Origin of the sequence: Sphingomonas spermidinifaciens, from assembly GCF_002351485.1 — a bacterium.
Classification (GTDB): Bacteria; Pseudomonadota; Alphaproteobacteria; order Sphingomonadales; family Sphingomonadaceae; genus Sphingomonas; species Sphingomonas spermidinifaciens.
Map to the genome: position 1 here is coordinate 496,254 of NZ_NWMW01000001.1, position 17,127 is coordinate 513,380.

21 protein-coding genes are annotated in these 17,127 nt (G+C 68.6%); 6 read left to right on the forward strand and 15 right to left on the reverse strand.

Annotation, left to right across the window (positions count from 1 at the left end; genetic code table 11):
• Positions 1–2 precede the first annotated feature (2 nt).
• The 4 genes from COC42_RS02410 to speD are packed head-to-tail and all read left to right on the forward strand — an operon-like array spanning position 3 to position 3,696.
• Entirely contained in the window at positions 3–215 is a 213-nt protein-coding gene (locus COC42_RS02410) for a DUF350 domain-containing protein (RefSeq protein WP_096341679.1), read from the forward strand.
• The gene (locus COC42_RS02415; protein WP_096341680.1) at positions 208–1,737 is read left to right on the forward strand and encodes a polyamine aminopropyltransferase; all 1,530 of its coding nucleotides are present in this window, start codon (positions 208–210) and stop codon (positions 1,735–1,737) included. The genes COC42_RS02410 and COC42_RS02415 overlap by 8 nt, the downstream gene beginning before the upstream one ends.
• Positions 1,727–3,331: an FAD-dependent oxidoreductase gene (locus tag COC42_RS02420; RefSeq protein WP_096341681.1), complete on the forward strand. Its 1,605-nt coding sequence runs from the start codon at positions 1,727–1,729 to the stop codon at positions 3,329–3,331. Before COC42_RS02415 ends, COC42_RS02420 begins: the two co-directional genes overlap by 11 nt.
• On the forward strand, positions 3,328–3,696 hold the full coding sequence (gene speD / locus COC42_RS02425; protein ID WP_096341682.1) for an adenosylmethionine decarboxylase: 369 nt from the start codon (positions 3,328–3,330) through the stop codon (positions 3,694–3,696). Before COC42_RS02420 ends, speD begins: the two co-directional genes overlap by 4 nt.
• Before the next feature lie 37 nt (positions 3,697–3,733).
• Here speD and COC42_RS02430 read toward each other — a convergent pair whose 3' ends face one another.
• From COC42_RS02430 to COC42_RS02445, 4 genes are all read right to left on the reverse strand, one after another.
• Complete coding sequence (locus COC42_RS02430; protein ID WP_096343039.1) at positions 3,734–5,131, reverse strand: UdgX family uracil-DNA binding protein; 1,398 nt, start codon at positions 5,129–5,131, stop codon at positions 3,734–3,736.
• A 15-nt stretch (positions 5,132–5,146) separates the two neighbouring features.
• Entirely contained in the window at positions 5,147–5,623 is a 477-nt protein-coding gene (locus COC42_RS02435; protein ID WP_096341683.1) for a hemerythrin domain-containing protein, read from the reverse strand.
• A gap of 73 nt (positions 5,624–5,696) precedes the next feature.
• A complete protein-coding gene (locus tag COC42_RS02440; protein WP_096341684.1) occupies positions 5,697–6,944 on the reverse strand; it encodes a putative DNA modification/repair radical SAM protein in 1,248 nt (415 codons plus the stop codon).
• Positions 6,922–8,364 (reverse strand): hypothetical protein, encoded by a 1,443-nt coding sequence (locus COC42_RS02445; protein WP_141395764.1) that lies wholly within the window; start codon positions 8,362–8,364, stop codon positions 6,922–6,924. Before COC42_RS02445 ends, COC42_RS02440 begins: the two co-directional genes overlap by 23 nt.
• Before the next feature lie 115 nt (positions 8,365–8,479).
• Between COC42_RS02445 and COC42_RS02450 the strand changes: the two genes are divergently transcribed.
• A complete protein-coding gene (locus tag COC42_RS02450) occupies positions 8,480–8,776 on the forward strand; it encodes a hypothetical protein (protein ID WP_096341686.1) in 297 nt (98 codons plus the stop codon).
• A 3-nt stretch (positions 8,777–8,779) separates the two neighbouring features.
• Here COC42_RS02450 and COC42_RS02455 read toward each other — a convergent pair whose 3' ends face one another.
• From COC42_RS02455 to COC42_RS02500, 11 genes are all read right to left on the reverse strand, one after another.
• On the reverse strand, positions 8,780–9,178 hold the full coding sequence (locus COC42_RS02455; RefSeq protein ID WP_096341687.1) for a hypothetical protein: 399 nt from the start codon (positions 9,176–9,178) through the stop codon (positions 8,780–8,782).
• 57 nt (positions 9,179–9,235) lie between these two features.
• Positions 9,236–9,778: a demethoxyubiquinone hydroxylase family protein gene (locus COC42_RS02460; protein ID WP_245843770.1), complete on the reverse strand. Its 543-nt coding sequence runs from the start codon at positions 9,776–9,778 to the stop codon at positions 9,236–9,238.
• Positions 9,775–10,251, reverse strand: coding sequence for a disulfide bond formation protein B (locus COC42_RS02465; protein ID WP_096341688.1), 477 nt, complete (start codon positions 10,249–10,251; stop codon positions 9,775–9,777). Before COC42_RS02465 ends, COC42_RS02460 begins: the two co-directional genes overlap by 4 nt.
• 4 nt (positions 10,252–10,255) lie before the next feature.
• Entirely contained in the window at positions 10,256–11,599 is a 1,344-nt protein-coding gene (locus COC42_RS02470) for a S41 family peptidase (protein WP_096341689.1), read from the reverse strand.
• A gap of 76 nt (positions 11,600–11,675) precedes the next feature.
• Positions 11,676–12,821 carry a murein hydrolase activator EnvC family protein gene (locus COC42_RS02475; RefSeq protein ID WP_245843771.1) on the reverse strand — a complete coding sequence of 382 codons (1,146 nt, stop codon included), beginning with the start codon at positions 12,819–12,821 and terminating at the stop codon, positions 11,676–11,678.
• A complete protein-coding gene (locus tag COC42_RS02480; RefSeq protein WP_096341690.1) occupies positions 12,818–13,240 on the reverse strand; it encodes a 23S rRNA (pseudouridine(1915)-N(3))-methyltransferase RlmH in 423 nt (140 codons plus the stop codon). The genes COC42_RS02475 and COC42_RS02480 overlap by 4 nt, the downstream gene beginning before the upstream one ends.
• A 7-nt stretch (positions 13,241–13,247) precedes the next feature.
• Positions 13,248–13,643, reverse strand: a complete 396-nt coding sequence (gene rsfS, locus COC42_RS02485) for a ribosome silencing factor (RefSeq protein WP_096341691.1) — start codon at positions 13,641–13,643, stop codon at positions 13,248–13,250.
• Between the two features lie 8 nt (positions 13,644–13,651).
• Entirely contained in the window at positions 13,652–14,284 is a 633-nt protein-coding gene (locus tag COC42_RS02490) for a nicotinate-nucleotide adenylyltransferase (protein ID WP_096341692.1), read from the reverse strand.
• Positions 14,281–14,568: a type II toxin-antitoxin system RelE/ParE family toxin gene (locus COC42_RS02495; protein ID WP_096341693.1), complete on the reverse strand. Its 288-nt coding sequence runs from the start codon at positions 14,566–14,568 to the stop codon at positions 14,281–14,283. The genes COC42_RS02490 and COC42_RS02495 overlap by 4 nt, the downstream gene beginning before the upstream one ends.
• Positions 14,556–14,678 carry a hypothetical protein gene (locus COC42_RS18045; protein WP_281253068.1) on the reverse strand — a complete coding sequence of 41 codons (123 nt, stop codon included), beginning with the start codon at positions 14,676–14,678 and terminating at the stop codon, positions 14,556–14,558. Before COC42_RS18045 ends, COC42_RS02495 begins: the two co-directional genes overlap by 13 nt.
• A gap of 31 nt (positions 14,679–14,709) precedes the next feature.
• A complete protein-coding gene (locus COC42_RS02500; RefSeq protein ID WP_096341694.1) occupies positions 14,710–15,969 on the reverse strand; it encodes a glutamate-5-semialdehyde dehydrogenase in 1,260 nt (419 codons plus the stop codon).
• Positions 15,970–16,051: 82 nt separating this feature from the next.
• On the opposite strand from COC42_RS02500, the gene COC42_RS02505 reads away from it, so the two are divergent.
• A complete protein-coding gene (locus tag COC42_RS02505; protein WP_096341695.1) occupies positions 16,052–17,116 on the forward strand; it encodes a DUF3667 domain-containing protein in 1,065 nt (354 codons plus the stop codon).
• Positions 17,117–17,127: the final 11 nt, after the last annotated feature.

Here is a 17,127-nt window from a genome sequence, read left to right on the forward strand (position 1 = left end):
GGATGGTCACCTCGCTCGCAACCTTCCTCAACACCTTGCTCTATGCCGGCGTCGGCATCTTCGTATTCCTCGTCGGCTTCTTCATTCTGGACAAGTTGACGCCCGGGAAGCTCTGGGCCGAGATTCACGACCAGCGGAACATCGGCGTGGCGATCGTCGCCGGCGCCATGGCGCTGGGGCTTGCGATCATCGTCGCCGCGGCCATTCATGGCTGATGCCGACCCGCAATCGCGCGGCAAGGTGACGGCACCGGCGGGGGCGCTCCTCGTCTCGGCCTTCGTCGTCGCGACGTGCGGGCTGGTCTACGAACTCCTCGCTTCGACGATCGCTAGCTATCTGCTGGGCGACAGCGTCACGCAGTTCTCGACCGTCATCGGCGCCTATCTGTTCGCGATGGGCATCGGGTCGTGGTGCTCGCGCTATGTGAAGCGCGGCGAGCTTCGTCTGTTCGTGCGCACCGAACTGCTGATCGCGGTGATCGGCGGCTGCTCGGCGGCGCTCCTCTTCATGCTCTTTCCCCTGATCGAGCATTTCCGCGTCGCACTCTACGGCATCGTCCTCGCGATCGGCTTCCTCGTCGGGCTCGAAATCCCCCTTCTCATCCGCATCCTCAAGGACTTCGACTTCCGCGAAACGGTGTCGAGCGTCCTCACCTTCGACTATGTCGGCGCACTCGCCGCGTCGCTGCTCTTCCCGCTCGTGCTGATGCCGCAGCTCGGCATGATCCGCACGGGCTTCGCGTTCGGGATCGCCAATGCCGGCGTCGCCCTCGCGCTGCTCCTGGCCTTGCCGCGCGGCCGGCGGATGCGCGGCGAGGTCGCGGCAGCGGTGGTCATCCTCGCGCTCCTCGCCGCCGGCTTCGCCGCCTCCGACCGGCTCCAGCGCTGGGGCGAGCAGGCGAGCTATGGCGAGCCCGTCGTCTATGCGCGCTCCAGCCGCTTCCAGCGCCTCGTCCTCACCCGAAAGGACGACGATCTCCGACTCTATCTCAACGGCAATCTGCAATTCTCCGCGCGCGACGAATATCGTTATCACGAGGCGCTGGTGAAGCCCGTGCTCGGCCGCGTCGCAAACCCGGCCAGCGTGCTGATCCTCGGTGGCGGCGACGGGTTGGCCGCGCGCGAGGTGTTCCGCGATCCCGCCGTCCGGCGCGTGACGCTCGTCGATCTCGATCCGGAGATGACGGCGCTCTTCCGCGACACCCCCGCGCTCGCCGCGCTCAATCGCGGCTCGCTGTCCGACCTGCGCATGACCGTCATCAACGCCGACGCCTTCCGATGGGCGCGCGAGGCGAAGGGGCGGTATGATGCAATCATCGTCGATTTCCCCGATCCGGTCGATTACTCGGTGGGCAAGCTCTATACCGACAGCTTCTACGCGCAGGTCCGCCGCCTGCTCGCGCCGGATGGCATGATGGTGGTGCAGTCGACCTCGCCCTTGGTCGCGCCCGATGCATATTGGACGATCGCGACGACGCTGGAGGCGGTGGGGTTCGCGACTAGGGGCTATCACGCCTATGTGCCGAGCTTCGGCGAATGGGGCTTCACCCTCGCCGGGTTGCGGCCGATCCCGGTGCGCGCGCGGCTGACGCCAGGCCGCTTCGTCACCGCGGCCAGCGAGCCACAGATGTTCGCCTTCCCCCCCGACATGGCGCGTCGCCCGGTCGAGGTGAACCGGCTCGACAACCAGGCGCTGGTGCGTGTGTTCGACGCCGCGTGGAGCCGGTATGAAAGCTGACCGGCGCGGCGCCCTACTCGGCCTGGGCACGGGCGCGGCGGCGCTGGCGGGCGGCGGCGCAGCGCTTGCGTTTCGTGAGCCGCCGCTGCCGCCGGGGCCGCTCTCCGGGGCAGACCTGTCGCGGGGACACCGGCTGCGGCAGGGCAAGTTCCCCGCCCCCTCGCGCGAGGAGCATGTCGGCCTCGTCATCGCCGGTGGCGGCATTGCCGGGCTGTCCGCCGGCTGGGCGCTGGCCGAGGCGGGATATGACGACTTCGCGCTCCTCGAACTCGAGGATGAGGCGGGCGGCAATGCGCGCAGCGGGCGCAATGCCGTCAGCGCCTATCCGCTCGGCGCGCATTACCTGCCCATCCCCAATCGCGAGGCGGCGGCGCTGCGCCACATGCTCGAGCGGATGGGGATCATTACGGGCACGGCGGACGGCCTGCCTGTCTACGACCCGATGCAGCTGTGCGCCGATCTCCAGGAACGGCTGCTGTGGCGCGGTAAGTGGCAGGAGGGACTGGTTCCACGCACCGGGCTGACCGTAAAGGACAGAGCCGACCTTGCCGCGTTCGATGCGGAAATGACGCGCGCCACCGCGGCGATTGGCAACGACGGCAAGCCGGCATTTGCGACGCCGACCGCCTACAGCTCCGCCGACCCGGCGTGGCGCGCGCTCGATCGCCAGAGCTTCGCCGCATGGCTCGACGCGCGCGACCTCACCTCGCCGGTACTGCGCGCGCATGTCCGCTACGCGATGCGCGACGATTACGGGACTGAGCCCGAGCATGTGTCCGCCTGGGCCGGTATGCATTACTGGGCGGGGCGGCGCGGCTTCGCCGCACCCCACGTCGCGGACAACGTACTCACCTGGCCCGGCGGGAACGGGCACCTCGCCGGGCTGATGGCGAGTCGCCTCGGGAATCGCATCCGCGCAGGCCGCATCGTCCACGCCGTCACCCGCACCGGCGAAGGCGTCGCGATCGACAGCTTCGACGTGGCTCGGGGCGAGAGCGTGCGCACGCACGCCCGGGGGGCGATCCTCGCCATGCCGCTGTTCGTGACCGCGCGCTTGGTGCCAGAGGTCGATGCGACGGCCTGCACCTACGCCCCCTGGATCGTCGCAAACGTCACCGTTGCACAACCACCGCGCGGGGCCGGCGTGCCGCTCGCCTGGGACAATGTGTCCTCGACCAGCGAGTCGCTCGGCTATGTCGTCGCCACGCATCAGGATGTCGCGGCGTCGGCCGGGGCGACGGTGCTGAGCTGGTACCTGCCGCTTTCGGACATGGCCCCGGCGAGCGCCCGCCGGCTGATGCTCGAACGCCCCGCCGACGAGTGGAAGCGGATCGTCCGCGACGACCTGCTCGCCATGCATCCCGAGCTCGAGATCGGCGAGATCGCGCTGTGGCGTTGGGGCCATGCGATGATTCGGCCGACGCCGGGCTATGTCTGGGGCGCCGCCCCGCGCCACCGGACCGAGCTGCCGCTGTTCCTCGCCCACAGCGACCTGTCCGGCCTGTCGCTGTTCGAGGAAGCGCATTTCCACGGGGTGCAGGCGGCAGAGGCAGCGATGACGACGCTCGGCCACGCACACGCGAGCCTGATATGACGCCCCCGCCCCCCTATGACGGCGTTCACCTGATCGCTGATCTGGTCGGCGGGTCGGGCCTCGACGACCCCGCGCTGGTGGAGCGGGCGCTGCGCGAGGCGGCAGCGGTCGCGCGAGCGACCCTCATCGAGCTGCGCCTCCACGCCTTCGGGCCGGGACAGGGGATCACCGGCGTCGCGCTGCTCGCCGAGTCGCACATCTCGATCCATTCTTGGCCCGAGCATGGCTATGCGGCAGTCGATATCTTCGTCTGCGGCCGAAGGTGCGATCCCGATGCGGCGCTGGCGGCGCTGGTCGAGGTCCTGGGAGCGCGGGTACAGCACGAGCGGCGGATCGCGCGCGGGTTCGGGGTGATGCCCGCCTGACCGCCCTCACGTACCCCGGCAAAAGCCCAGGGCGCGGTCAGCCGATGTACGCCGCCGCGTTCCGCAAATCCTCGACGAACCGCGCAAATTCGGCCTCCGCCGCCGCCTTGTCCGGCAGACGCAGCAGAAAGCTCGGGTGCACCGTGATCCACCCCTCGCCGCCATCCGCCAGCGCGATCGGCCGCCCGCGCTCGCGCGAGATCGTCACCGTTCTTCCCGTCAACGACCGCGCCGCCGTGGCGCCCAGCGCCACCGTCAGCTTGGGCGTCAGCAGCATCCGCTCCTGCTCTATCCACCAGCGACAGGCATCGATCTCGCCCGCATCGGGCTTGGCGTGGATGCGGCGCTTGCCGCGCGGCTCGAACTTGAAATGCTTGACGGCATTGGTGACATAGACGGCCGTGCGGTCGATCCCCGCCTCGCCCATTGCCCGGTCGAACACCTGTCCCGCCGGACCCACAAAGGGCCGGCCCGACAGATCCTCCTGATCGCCCGGCTGCTCGCCGACGAACATCAGGCGCGCATCGAGCGGCCCCTCGCCGAACACCGTCTGCGTGGCCGGCTTGTAGAGGGGGCAGCGGGTGCAGCCCATCGCCTCCTCGCGCAGCGCCTTCCACGCGCCCTCGACATTGCCGCCGGGCGTGGCCGCGCGTGCCGTCTCGATCATCGCCGTCTCCCGCGCCCGCGCGCCCGCGACCAGTTCGCCGACCAGCGCCGTCTCGGGCATGTTCTTCCAGTATTTGCGCGGCATCTCGCGCAGCATCGCCCCGACCTTCAGCCGCGCGGGGTTGAAGATCGACGCGTAGTAAGTCTTCCACACCGCCTCGATCGGATCGCCGTCGGGCGCATCGGCCTTCACCGCCCCCGGCCCCTCGCGCAGCGTTTCGGTATCCCAGTGCAGCGACACCTCGGGCGACAGGATCGACCAGCGCATCGTGTTGAACCGGTTGACGAAGAAGGCGGCATTGGCGCGGACGATATGATGCTCGGGCTCGAACCACGCCACGAACCGCTCTTCCCCGTCATCAGCGACTTCGCGGAAACGGAGGAATGCCCGCATCTTGTGGATGTCGCGCCGCACCGCCTTGGCCATCTCGTCGAGGCGGCGGCGTGCCGGGTCGGCGCGATCGTCGATCAGCCGGGGCTGCTCGATCAGCCGGACGAGCATCGCGTAAAGGCGCGCGAACCGCTCGGGATCGCTGTGCAGCACGACGTCGCGAGCCAGATCGACGAATGCCTTGGGCACACGGAATGCCGGTGGCGGCGCGGGCGGCGGCGGGTCGATCGAGGGCGGCGCCTCCGCGAACAGGTCGGCCGCATGTCCCGCCACCTGCCAGATCACGCGATCGGGCGGCACCCGCTCGGTTGCGAGCATCCGCGCGGCATCTCGCCACCCCTCGAAATCGTCGGGGGCGTCGAGACGCGCGACGCGAATGCCCATGCGGCCGGTTTACTCGCGATCGTCGCCGGGCTCGTTCGCCTCGGCCATTTCGAGCTCCCTCGGCTTGCGCGCCTCGAACACCTTCGCCAGCCGAGTGACCTCGGCATCGTCAAGGTCCTCGGCCGCCTCGGGGAACATCTCTTCCTCTTCCTCGTCGATGTGATGCTCGTAGCGATGGCGCATCGCGTCGAACTTTTCCTTCCACTCGTCCGACGCGGGGTCGAGCTCGACCATCTCCTCGAAGAAGTCGTCGATCTCCTTGTGCTCAGACACCGAATGGCGCGCCTCGTCGCGCAGGTCGGGCTTGGCGAGCATCGTCGCGTACAGCGACTCCTCCTCTGCCGCGGCATGCGCCGTAACTTCGACGCGGAACTGCTCGAACAGGTCGGCGCGCTTGCCCTCATCGGCGGCGTCGATCTGCTTCAGGAGCTGGCGGTGGAGGTCGTGATCCTTCTTCAGGTCGGCGAAGATCTTGGCATCGGCCATGGGCAATTCCTTGAGCGGGAGTTCGCCAGGTCCAACCCGCCAGCCGCGTGGGCGTTTCACCTGCGAACCGCTATCATGCCGCAAAGAGTTCGAGCTGCTCACGCTTCGGCGCGACGAGCGGTTTCAGGTCGGCCCGGTCAGTCAGCATCACCGGCCGCCAGCCCTCTGCGACGATGAACGGCCGCACCTTGGCGACCGAGACCGTCAGCCGGCCCACGTCATCAAGCGCAAGCCGTCGCCACTTCCGGGCCTTGAGGATCGAATTGACTGCCTTCACGCCAAGACCGGGCACCCGCAGCAGGTCCTCGCGCGGCGCGCGGTTGACGTCGACGGGGAAACGCTCGCGAAACTTGAGCGCCCAGGCAAGTTTGGGGTCGATATCGAGCGGCATCATGCCCGTCGCAGGATCGGCCGCCGCGGCGACCTCGCCCGGCGCATAGTCGTAGAAGCGCATCAGCCAGTCGGACTGATAGAGCCGATGCTCGCGCATCAAGGGCGGGCGTTGGAGCGGCAGCACCGCGCTCGCCTCGGGAATCGGGCTGAATGCGGAATAGTAGACGCGGCGCAGGCTGAACCGGTGGTAGAGCGTTGCCGCCTTGGTCACGATGTCACGGTCGGTGGCGGCGTCGGCCCCCACGATCATCTGTGTCGACTGACCGGCAGGGGCGAAGCGCGGGGCAGAGCGATAGCGCTTGCGCGCATCGGCGGTGTCGACGATCGCGGTCTTCATGTCGCGCATCGCCCCCTCGATCCGCGTCGCCGATTTCTCGGGGGCCAGCCGGGTGAGGCCCGGCACCGTCGGCAGTTCGACATTGATCGACACGCGATCGGCGTGCAGCCCCGCGAGCCGAACCAGCTCGAGATCGGCGTCAGGGATCGTCTTGAGGTGAATGTAGCCGCGGAACTGGTGATCCTCACGCAGCGATCGCGCCACCTCGACGATCTGCTCCATCGTGTAATCGGGCGAACGAATGATGCCCGAAGACAGGAACAATCCCTCGATATAGTTGCGCTTGTAGAAGCTCATCGTCAGCGCGACGACCTCCTGCGCCGTAAATCGCGCGCGGCGGACGTTCGAGGACTTGCGGTTGATGCAGTAATGACAATCGAAGATGCAGCTGTTGGTCAGCAGAATTTTCAGAAGGCTGATGCATCGGCCGTCGGGCGCATAGGCATGGCAGATTCCCATCCCCTCGGTCGAACCGATCCCCTTGCCGCCGGCCGAGTTGCGCTTGGTCGTGCCCGACGATGCGCAGGAGGCGTCGTACTTTGCCGCGTCCGCCAGGATGCCGAGTTTCTCACGAACGTCGAGCTGCGCCATCCGTTCGATATATGTTCGCGGCATGCGGCTGTCGAGTGATCGAAGAAAGCAGCAGCGCGAAAGTGATCGCGGCAAGCACCGCCCAGAGACCGAGCCCCTGCCATGGCGTGAAGCCGAAAAACTCATTGGGGATGGTCCGCAGATATCCCGGCCCGAACCGGTCGGCCCACACGCCGTCGATCAGCGCATTGTCGGCGCTCCACGGGGCAGTGATCTCGGCCGCGGCGATCGTCAGATTGATGGCAATGCTGCCCGTCAGCAGCGCGGCGAGACCCGCTCGCACCCAGCACCCTCCCCCCGCCCAGACACTCGGCAGCGCGAGCGACAGGAACGCGACCGCTGGCATCGCATGGCGCGGGCCGGTCGAGTTACCCCCGTCCCAATAGACATAGGAGGCATTGTAGAGGAACGCGACGACCGCACCCACGAGCGCCAGCACCGCCAGATCGCGCCATTCACTTCGCCACAGGAACCGAAACCCCGGCAACGCGGCGACCAGCACCGGCGCGACCCAGACGATCCCGCGACGCGTTCCCCACAACACTTCGCCCAACACCGCAAGGTGCGGATAGGTGAGGCCAAACAGCCCCTGGTCCATCCCCTCCCAGCCGACCACGCCCTGGTAGCCGAGCCGGAACGGCGTCCCGAACGCAAAGAGGTTGTAGGCGAGGAGCGGCACCATCGCTGCAGCGCCCGCAACGACGGCGATCGCTACACTTGACGCTTCGGCGCGCGCCAGTCCACGCATTCGCCACAGCGCGAAAGCACCGACCGGCAGCGCGAAGATCAACGCGCTGTGCTCGATCACCAGCGCCCAGCCGAGGGCGAGCCCGGCGAGCGGCGCATCGCCGCGGCCGCGATCGTCGCTCGTTCCCTTCAGGATGAGGCGGATTGCGATCACAAGCAACGACGCGACCGCGCAATGCCCGAACAAGGTGGTTGCCCAGCCCCAGAGCGGGGTGCCCATCGCGAACGCGAGCGCGCCGAACACCCCCGCCGCGACCGACCCGGTCACGCGGCGGCCAATGTCCATCACCGCTACCGCCGCGAGCGCCAGCAGCGTCGCATTGATCGCCGCCGCGGCCAGCCACAGGCGCAGCTTCATGTAGCGGTCGAAGCTCGCATCCTCGGCCGCCAGCACCTTGTCGTCGGCGCGGTCGCCCGTCGCCGCGTCGGCCAACATGACGAAAGGCAGCGCCATCAGCGTCATGCCCGGCGGCTTGTCGAGATAGAAGTTGGGGCCGAACCGTGCCTTGTCGATCGTCAGATGCTCGAAACGATTGATCGCCGCGTCGTGCCGCTCGACGATCGAGATCGCCGCGAACAGACGCACGGCATTGTTGGGGTTCCAGCACCAAGACCCGAACCAAGCCGCCGAGAGCCATACGAGCGCGAACAGCAAGGCGGACGGACGTGCCATGCGCACCGGCTAGCGGAAAAGCACGGCGACCGGCAACCGGCCGTTGGTGCGATGCAACACGACCTGATATAGGCATCGCGGCCGGACAGCTTCGGGCCGGCGCGGGAGCACCATCATGTCGACGCGCACTCCCCATTATGCCGACTGGGCGATGCTCGGCTATCAGACGTGGCTATTGGGCGTGGAGGCGTCGTTCGTCATCGCGACGCGGCTCAGCGGCTTCGCCTGGCAAGCGCCGGGATCGGACAAGGAAGCGGTACGGATGGTTAGCGAGAAGATCGCCGCGATCACCGAGCTTCAGATGCGCTACCTGACCGGCGGCATGGGAACGACGCCGCTCGCCGCAGGTCAGAACACCGTCCGCCATTATCGGCGCAAGGTGGCGGCGAACCGCCGCCGCCTCTCGCGTTAAGGATCAGTCGTCCAGCACATTCTGCGCGTCGCGACGCGCGCGGCGCTCGGCGCGGTTGCGGTCGGCTGCCTGGCCGTAGCAACCCGTCGCGCCGCCGATGCCGACCGCCGAGCAACTGCCGATCCCCGACTGGCCGGCATTGAGCGTGCCTTCGGCGCGCGCCGCCCACGCTTCGTTCTGCGGCGTGATCTCGAGCTCGCGTAGCTCCTGCGGGATGCGAAAGCGCTCGGCCTCGCTCTTGCGGACGCAGACGACGATTTCCTCGCCATCGGCGTTGGTCGGGCACTTGTCGTTGCCGTAGATGTAAAGGACGCCGTTCTGCACCTGCGCGGCGGCGGGCGCGGACAACGCCGCGACGCCGATCGTGGCGGCAGCGGCAAGAGCGATCGACTTGAACGTCATGAGACTATCTCCTGCCGGCAAAACGCCCGGCGCTGCGAACGGTGCCTTTGCAGGCTATCAGATACGTTTGGAAATCGCGATGGCCGCACGGCAGCCTGCGCGGATCACCGCGCTCATCAGCGGATAGGCAGGCGCCTGCTCGGCTCCAGCGGCGAGTGCGGCTTCCTTGTGCTCCAGCTCCTCGGCCTGGAATTGCCGGATGTGCTCGGCAAGCTCGGGATCGTCGTCGCCCAACTCCGCGAGCTGGTCCTCGTAATGCTTGTCGATCTCGGTCTCGACGGCCGCCGTGCAAGCCATCGCCGCCTCCGGCCCGATCGTGGCGGTGACAGCTCCCAGCGCAAAACCCGCGACGTTCCAGAAGGGCTGGAGCAGCGTCGGCCGCACGCCACGCTCGGCGATGAGCCGGTCGAAATACTCGCGGTGCCGCGCTTCCTGCTGCGCCATGCCGGCGATTTCGGCGGCGTGCGGGCCGTGATCGCCCAGGATCGCGAGTTGCCCGGCGTATATTCGCGTTGCGCCGTATTCGCCCGCCTGATCGACGCGGATCATCGAGCGGATCTTCTCGCGCCTGTCGCCCGGCCGCCAGCTTGTCTCGGTCATGCCCTATGCCTCTTCCATGCGAGCACGAGGATCGCTGTCGCGCCCGTCAGCGAAAAGATGGCGTTGAATCCCGCCAGCGAAACCCCGCCCAAGGTCCATTGCGCCACGTCGCAGCGGATCATCGGGCGCGACAGGATGTCGGCGAGGAGGTCGCCGCCGCGCGGCGCGGGCGCGGTGCAGGCGGTGATCCCCTGCCACCAGTGATATTCGACCCCCGCGTGAAACACGCCAATCGCCCCGCTGACGGCGATCAGCAGCGCCGCGAGCGTCACCATCGCGCGCTTCGCCGCCCTGCCCGGCAGGGCGAAGGCGAGCAGCGCCGGGGCGAGCGCGGCATAATGCGGCCAGCGCTGCCAGTGGCACATCTCGCATGGATAGAGCCCGCCGAACAGCTGCGATGCCCATGCCCCCGCCAGCAACGCGAGCGGCAGGACGAGCGCCAGCAAGCGCGCGAGCGTCAGCGATTGCGGCATCGGCTCAGCGCTTCGCCGCGACCTTTGCCGGCGCCGCCGCCGCCATCTGCGCGGGCGCGCCGAGCCGGGCGATCGTTTTTACCGCATAATCGAGCTGGAAGTCCTCGACCCCCTGCTTCTTCAGCTGCTCGGCGGTGGCGGCGAAGCGCGGATCGGTCTTCGCGTCCTCCTCCAGCACCTTGTTGTCGACCTTCGCCTCGTTGATCAGGTGGCGGCGCAGGTCGGCCTCGCGGAAGACGGGGCGCGTCTTGTAATCCTCGTCGGACAGCTGCGGCACGGCGAGGTCGGGCTCGATCCCGCCCTCCTGCACCGACCGGCCCGAGGGGGTGAAGTAACGCGCCGTCGTCAGCCTGAGCGCGTTCGCCGGCCCGAGCTGGAGCAGCGTCTGCACCGATCCCTTGCCGAAGGTCCGCTCGCCCATGACGATCGCGCGGTGATGGTCCTGCAGCGCGCCGGCGACGATCTCGCTGGCCGAGGCGGTGCCCGCATCGACCAGCACGATGATCGGCAGGCCGCCCGCCAGATCGCCGGCGCGCGCATAGTAACGCTCGATATCGGCCTTCTCGCGCCCGCGCTGCGACACGATTTCGCCGCGTTCGAGGAAGACGTCGGACACCTCGATCGCCTGCGTCAGCAAGCCGCCGCCATTCGAGCGCAGATCGACGATATAGCCCGTCGGCTTGCGCCCCAGCGACTTGTCGATCGCGGTGATCGCCGCACGCGTGTCGGCGCCGGTCGAGGCCGAGAAGGTGTTGATATTGATGATGCCGACGCCGTTCTTGACCTCCCACTTCACCGGCTTCTGCACGATGATCTCGCGCGCCATGGTGAGTTCGAGCGGCTTGTCGCGGCCGGGGCGCACGATCGTCAGCGTGACCTTGGTCCCCGGCTGCCCCCGCATCCCCTCGATCGCTTCGTCCAAAGCCTCGCCGAAGATCAGCTTGCCGCCGATGTGGGTGATGTAGTCGCCTGCCTTGATACCGGCGCGGAACGCGGGCGAATCCTCAGTGGGGGCGATCACCTTGACCGCGCCGTCCTCCTGCGTGACGGTCAGGCCGAGGCCGCCGTAATTGCCCTCGGTCTGGATGCGCATATTCTCGAAATCGAGCGCATCGACATAGGCGCTGTGAGGATCGAGTGCGGCGAGCATGCCCTGAATGGCGCCCTTCACCAGCGTCTTGTCGTCGACCTTGTCGACATATTCGCCCTTCACCCGGTTGTAGACGTCCATGAACAGGTCGAGTTCGCGATAGCTGTTGGTATCGACCTGGGCCATCGCACCCGTCGCGAGCGGCACCATCGCGATGGCGGCGGTCGCGGCGAGGGCCTGAAGCATCGGACGGGGCATCGAACGCAATTCCTTTTCAAACGCTGCGACCGAAGATAGCGGCAAGTTGCGTGCCATTAAAGCCACAGACCCAAGTTTATCGGAGCAGCGCGACAAGGTCGAAGGGCTGGCCGCGACGGCGCAATTCGACGGTCACGCGCGGTCCCGCTCGCCCCAGCGGCATCCCTGCTCCGACCGCACCGCCTGGCGAGACCTGCGCGCCGTCGAGGCCGGAGAGCAACGTCGTCCATCCCTCGCCGTGATCGAGGATGACGACAGTGCCATAGCCGCCGAAGCGGCGCGCGAACATCACCCGGCCGGGCGCAGGCGCCACCACCGGCGTCCCGGCCGCCACCTCGATCGTCAGTCCGCGCGAGCGGACGCCGCTCTCGCTGATTTCACCGAGGCCGGTAACGATCCGGCCGCGCACCGGCAGGCGATAGGGGGGCGGTGCCTCGAACTTCTCCGCCGCCGCATCGGGGCGCGGCAGCGGCTCGCCGAGTTCCAGCAGGCGCGCGCGCGTCGTCTTGGCCGCGTCGGCGACGGCGATCTGATCGACGATATCGCGCGCCTCTTCGCCCAGCGCGATCGCCCGATCCGATTCGGTGAGCGCGCCGCGCGCAAGCTGACGCGAGCGGAGGCGGCTGGCGCTCTCCAGCTCGAGCAGCTTCTGTCGTTCAGCTTCCAGCCGCGCACGCCCATCGCGCAGGCTGGCGGCGGCGAGTTCGGCGCCGCGGCGCAGGCGCCGAGTGCGCTCGATCTCGCCCTGCACTGCAGCACTCCGCGCGCGCACGACCGGCACGATGCCGGCGAGCAGGGCACGGACATGCACCGCGTCGCGCGTAGAACCGGGCTGGAGCAGCGCAAGCGACGCGGGTCGGCGGGCGAGCGACTGGAGCGCCGCGACCAGCCGCATCGTCGGCGCGCGCTGTGCATCCAGCCGGCGGCGCTGATCGGCCAGCGCGCGATCGACCAGCGCGATCCGCGCGCGCGCCGCGGCGATATCGGCCTCGGCCGCTTCGGCGCGGGCGGCGACCGCCGCCTGTTCGCGACGCGCCTGCTCGGCGGCATTCTTCGCGGCGTCGGCCTGTTTCTCGAGCGCCTCGGCCCGCGCCTGTGCGGCCCGTGAGGCGCGGTTGGCGCGGACCAGTTGCTCACGCTGATCGACGCCCGCCTGCTGCGCGCCCGTCGCCACGGGCATCAGCAGCGCGGGCAGCGCGATCAGGGCGAGCGCCTGCCTCATCCCTCGCGATGATAGGGGTGGCCGGCAAGGATGCTCGTCGCGCGCCACAATTGCTCGGCGAGCATCGCCCGCGCCATCAGGTGCGGCCAGGTCATCCGCCCGAACGCGATCAGCCAGTCGGCGCGCGCCCGCTCCGCCTCGCCGAAGCCGTCGGCGGCACCCAGCATGAACCGCGCCTCGCGCACCCCATCGTCGCGCCAGCGGCCAAGCTTCTCGGCAAAGGCCATGCTGCCGGGCTGCTCCCCTTTCTCGTCGAGCAGGATCAGTCGGGTGCCGGGCTCGACCGGGGGCAGCTTGCCGCCGGTATCGGGCAGCTCGGTTACGCGCACCGGCCAGCCGACCCGCTTCAGATATCGATCGACCAGCTCGGCCTCCGGCCCCCGGCCGATCCGCCCGCGCGCGACGATGTGGAGCAGCAAGCGGGGGTCAGGCGGCGGGCGCGGGCGGCACTGGCGGCGCGTCGCCGAACGCCCACATCCGCTCGAGATTATAGAAGCTGCGCACCTCGGGCCGGAACAGGTGGACGATCACGTCGCCGGCGTCGATCAGCACCCAGTCGGCATTGGTCAGCCCCTCGACCCGGGCCGAGATGCCGCGCTCGCGCTTGATCCGCTCGGCCAGCTTCTGCGCCATCGACGCGACCTGGCGCGTCGAGCGGCCCGACGAGATCACCATGTAATCTGCGATGCTCGACTTGCCGGTCAGCGGGATCGAAACCGTCTCAAGCGCCTGATCGTCGTCCAGCGAGGCGAGGACGAGGGCGTGCAGCGCCCCGGCCGGGTCGGCGTCGGGCGTGGACGAAACGGGACGGGTCTGGGCCAATGCTGCTCCTAGGCGCGTGCGGAAGGGGTGGAGGAACGCCGATCGTCCAGATAACGGCGGTGCCAGGCAGGATCGGCGGCACGGATGCCGGTCGCCGAACGTCGGTCGGGGCGGAAGCGCAACAGCACGAGGCCGGGCAATCTCCACTCGTCCCATCGTCTTGCCTGGCCTGCGGGCCGCACGGCGCGCCGCAGCCAGCCCATCGCGGGACTTGCGAGGGCATCTCCGTCATAGCCCGGACGCGCGATTACCGCAATCGGCAGCGCACGCGCGATGTCGCGCCAGCGCTGCCACTTGTGAAATCCGGCAAGATTGTCCGACCCCATGATCCACACGAACCGCTTCTTCGGATAAAGGAGCGGCAGTCGTTCGAGCAGATCGACGGTATATCGCGTGCCCAGCCGCGCCTCGATCGTCGAGACGCGGATCGGCGCATGCCGCGCCATCGCCCGCGCCGAGGCGACCCGCGCCGCATAGGGCGCCATGTCCCCCGCCGCTTCCTTGAGCGGATTGCCCGGCGAGACGAGCCACCAGATCTCGTCGAGGTCGAGCGCGCGGATCGCCTGCAGCGCAATAAAGCGGTGCCCGCCATGCGCCGGATTGAACGACCCGCCCATCAGCCCGATCCGCCGCGCGGTCATGGCTGCGCCCGCCAGTCCTCGCGCGCGTGGCGTGGGCGAAGAACATCCACGACGGCCGAGTCGATGCGGTCGAGTATCGGATAGGGCCTGTCATAGACCACCAGCGTCCGGACATCGCCGCGCTCGCGGCGACCCAGCGCCGCGAATGTTTCGGGTTGATCGGCTCGTTGCCCGATCCGTGTCAGCGTCCGCGCGGCAACCTCAGCAGAGCGCTTTTCGCCGAGCCACTTCTCGATCCGTCGCAGGTCCTGAATAGCCGGCGCAGCCCGGACTATCCGCCGCATCGAGCCTGATGCTTGGCGATCGTCGCGTCGAGTTCGGTCATGACGATTTCATGAGGCACCACGTCGCCCCGATCAGCAGCGCCGATGCGGATTTTCGCTGGCTCGTTCATGCCGCCAGGCTACGCCCCTGCCCGTCCCCCTTCAAGGCCGGGTCTGGCCGGTGCCCCGGACCTGCCATTTGTAGGTCGTCAGACCCTCCAGCGCGACCGGCCCCCGCGCGTGAAGCCGACCCGTGGCGATGCCGATCTCCGCCCCCAGCCCGAACTCGCCGCCATCGGCGAACTGGGTCGAGGCGTTCCACATGACGATCGCCGAATCGACCTCGGCAAGGAAACGCTCGGCGGCGGCGGTGTCTTCGGTCACGATCGCGTCGGTGTGGTGCGAGCCGTGACGCTCGACATGTGCGATCGCTTGGTCGAGGCCGTCGACGAAGCCGACACTCAGCACCGCATCGAGATACTCGGTGTCCCAGTCCGCGTCCTCGACCGCGACGACCCGGGGATCGAGCGCCTGTACCTCGGCATCGCCGCGGATCTCGCAGCCCGCATCGACGAGGGCCGCGAGGACCCGGCCGGGCTCCGGAAACGCCCGGTCGATCAGCAGCGTCTCGGTCGCGCCGCAGACACCGGTGCGGCGAAGCTTGGCGTTGATCGCCAGCGCCTCGGCCTTGGCCGGGTCGGCGGCGGCGTGGAGATAGGTGTGGTTGAGCCCGTCGAGATGCGCGAGGACAGGCACCCGCGCCTCTGCCTGCACGCGCGCGACCAGGCTCTTGCCGCCACGCGGGATGATGAGGTCGATCAACCCCGCTGCCGCCAGCATCGCGCCCACCGCCGCGCGATCGGTCGTCTCGACCAGCTGGACGGCGTCGGCCGGCAGCCCCGCGTCGACGAGCCCCGCGACCAGCGCGGCGTACAGCGCGCGGTTGGTCTCCACCGCCTCCGACCCGCCGCGCAGGATGGCGGCGTTGCCCGACATCACCGCCAGCGCGCCGGCATCGGCGGTCACATTGGGCCGGCTTTCGAAGATGATGCCGAGCACTCCCACCGGCACCCGAACCCGCGTCAGGTCGAGGCCGTTGGGCCGCTCGCGCCGATCGATCACCGATCCCACCGGATCGTCGAGGCCGGCGACCGCCTCGACCCCCGCGGCCACGCCTTCCAGCCGGGCGGGATCTAGTCGCAGCCGGTCGAGCATCGCCCCCGACAGCCCCGCCGCTTCGGCCCGCGCGATATCGGCCGCATTCGCCGCGAGGATCGCGTCCGCCCGATCACGGATCGCCGCCGCCGCCGCGCGCAGCCCGGCGCGCCTCGCCTCAGCCGGCGTGCGCGCGAGGATTCGTGCGGCGGCTCGGGCGCGCGTGCCCGCGGCGATCATCCATTGCTGCCAGTCGCGGTCGGTCATGCCTTGCCTTTCGCGCAAGCCTCGCCGCACTGCAACGAAGTTGCGCTCGCATCGACGAAAGCTTCGCGATAGATCAGCGGGCATGGCGGGGGAAATCGAGGGGCTCGGCGATCTGGCCACCGGTGCGCTGATGGCGCAGGCGGTCGATCGTCACGGACACGCGCATGCGGGAGCGGCCGGTCACGGCGCCTGCCTCAATTGCGGCACGACGCTGATCGGCGAATATTGCTATGCCTGCGGCCAGGCGGCGCACCTCCATCGCTCGATCGGCGCGATCTGGCACGACCTGCTGCACGGCGTCCTCCATTTCGAGGGGCGGATGTGGGCGACGCTGCCGATGCTGATCCGCCGTCCCGGCGAGCTCACCCGCCGCTATATCGAAGGCGAGCGCGCCAAGTTCGTGTCGCCGATGGCGATGTTCCTCTTTTCGGTCTTCACGCTGTTCGCCGTGCTGTCGATCCTCGGCATCGCGCCGCCCGCCGATGTGGGGAACGCCACGGGCAAGGTCGCCTCGGGCCTTGAGGAAGCCAAGAAGGAGCTCGTCTCGACGCGCGAGGTGCAGCTGAAGCGGCTGAACGACCCCCAATCGACCGACGCGCGAAAAGCGCGCGCACGCGAGCGGCTGGCCGAGATCGACCGCGAACTGAAGGTGGTGGTCGAGGCGCAGCCGGTGTTCAAGGCCCAGGACGAATACACCGCGAACTTCAAGACCGGCTGGAAGCGTCTCGACTACGGGATCGAGAAGGCGACCAAGAATCCTGGCCTCGCCCTCTACAAGCTACAGGCGAACAGCTACAAGTTCTCGTGGCTGCTGATCCCGCTGTCGGTGCCGTTCGTTTGGCTGCTGTTCGCCTGGAAGCGCCAGTTTCACGCCTATGATCACGCGGTATTCGTCACCTATTCGCTGGCGTTCATGTCGCTCTTGTTCATCGTGCTGACAATCCTCGGCGCGTTCGGCGTCTGGTCCGGCGGCCTGTTCCTCGCCGCGACGCTGATCCCGCCCTTCCACATCTATCGCCAGCTTCGCGGCGCCTATCGCCTCGGCCGCGCCTCGGCGCTCGCACGCACACTGGTGTTGCTGGTCTTCGTGCAGGTGATCGCGACACTGTTCCTCGTGCTGGTGCTGGGGCTCGGCCTTATCGGCTGAGCGGCGCGTCG

What these genes read in the sequence shown, in the direction of transcription:
- COC42_RS02410 (WP_096341679.1), top strand. Translation starts at nt 3, where the DNA reads ATGGTCACCTCGCTCGCAACCTTCCTCAACACCTTGCTCTATGCCGGC.
- COC42_RS02415 (WP_096341680.1), top strand. Translation starts at nt 208, where the DNA reads ATGGCTGATGCCGACCCGCAATCGCGCGGCAAGGTGACGGCACCGGCG.
- COC42_RS02420 (WP_096341681.1), top strand. Translation starts at nt 1,727, where the DNA reads ATGAAAGCTGACCGGCGCGGCGCCCTACTCGGCCTGGGCACGGGCGCG.
- speD (WP_096341682.1), top strand. Translation starts at nt 3,328, where the DNA reads ATGACGCCCCCGCCCCCCTATGACGGCGTTCACCTGATCGCTGATCTG.
- COC42_RS02435 (WP_096341683.1), bottom strand. Translation starts at nt 5,623, where the DNA reads ATGGCCGATGCCAAGATCTTCGCCGACCTGAAGAAGGATCACGACCTC.
- COC42_RS02440 (WP_096341684.1), bottom strand. Translation starts at nt 6,944, where the DNA reads ATGGCGCAGCTCGACGTTCGTGAGAAACTCGGCATCCTGGCGGACGCG.
- COC42_RS02445 (WP_141395764.1), bottom strand. Translation starts at nt 8,364, where the DNA reads ATGGCACGTCCGTCCGCCTTGCTGTTCGCGCTCGTATGGCTCTCGGCG.
- COC42_RS02450 (WP_096341686.1), top strand. Translation starts at nt 8,480, where the DNA reads ATGTCGACGCGCACTCCCCATTATGCCGACTGGGCGATGCTCGGCTAT.
- COC42_RS02455 (WP_096341687.1), bottom strand. Translation starts at nt 9,178, where the DNA reads ATGACGTTCAAGTCGATCGCTCTTGCCGCTGCCGCCACGATCGGCGTC.
- COC42_RS02460 (WP_245843770.1), bottom strand. Translation starts at nt 9,778, where the DNA reads ATGACCGAGACAAGCTGGCGGCCGGGCGACAGGCGCGAGAAGATCCGC.
- COC42_RS02465 (WP_096341688.1), bottom strand. Translation starts at nt 10,251, where the DNA reads ATGCCGCAATCGCTGACGCTCGCGCGCTTGCTGGCGCTCGTCCTGCCG.
- COC42_RS02470 (WP_096341689.1), bottom strand. Translation starts at nt 11,599, where the DNA reads ATGCCCCGTCCGATGCTTCAGGCCCTCGCCGCGACCGCCGCCATCGCG.
- COC42_RS02475 (WP_245843771.1), bottom strand. Translation starts at nt 12,821, where the DNA reads ATGAGGCAGGCGCTCGCCCTGATCGCGCTGCCCGCGCTGCTGATGCCC.
- COC42_RS02490 (WP_096341692.1), bottom strand. Translation starts at nt 14,284, where the DNA reads ATGACCGCGCGGCGGATCGGGCTGATGGGCGGGTCGTTCAATCCGGCG.
- COC42_RS02495 (WP_096341693.1), bottom strand. Translation starts at nt 14,568, where the DNA reads ATGCGGCGGATAGTCCGGGCTGCGCCGGCTATTCAGGACCTGCGACGG.
- COC42_RS18045 (WP_281253068.1), bottom strand. Translation starts at nt 14,678, where the DNA reads ATGAACGAGCCAGCGAAAATCCGCATCGGCGCTGCTGATCGGGGCGAC.
- COC42_RS02500 (WP_096341694.1), bottom strand. Translation starts at nt 15,969, where the DNA reads ATGACCGACCGCGACTGGCAGCAATGGATGATCGCCGCGGGCACGCGC.
- COC42_RS02505 (WP_096341695.1), top strand. Translation starts at nt 16,052, where the DNA reads ATGGCGGGGGAAATCGAGGGGCTCGGCGATCTGGCCACCGGTGCGCTG.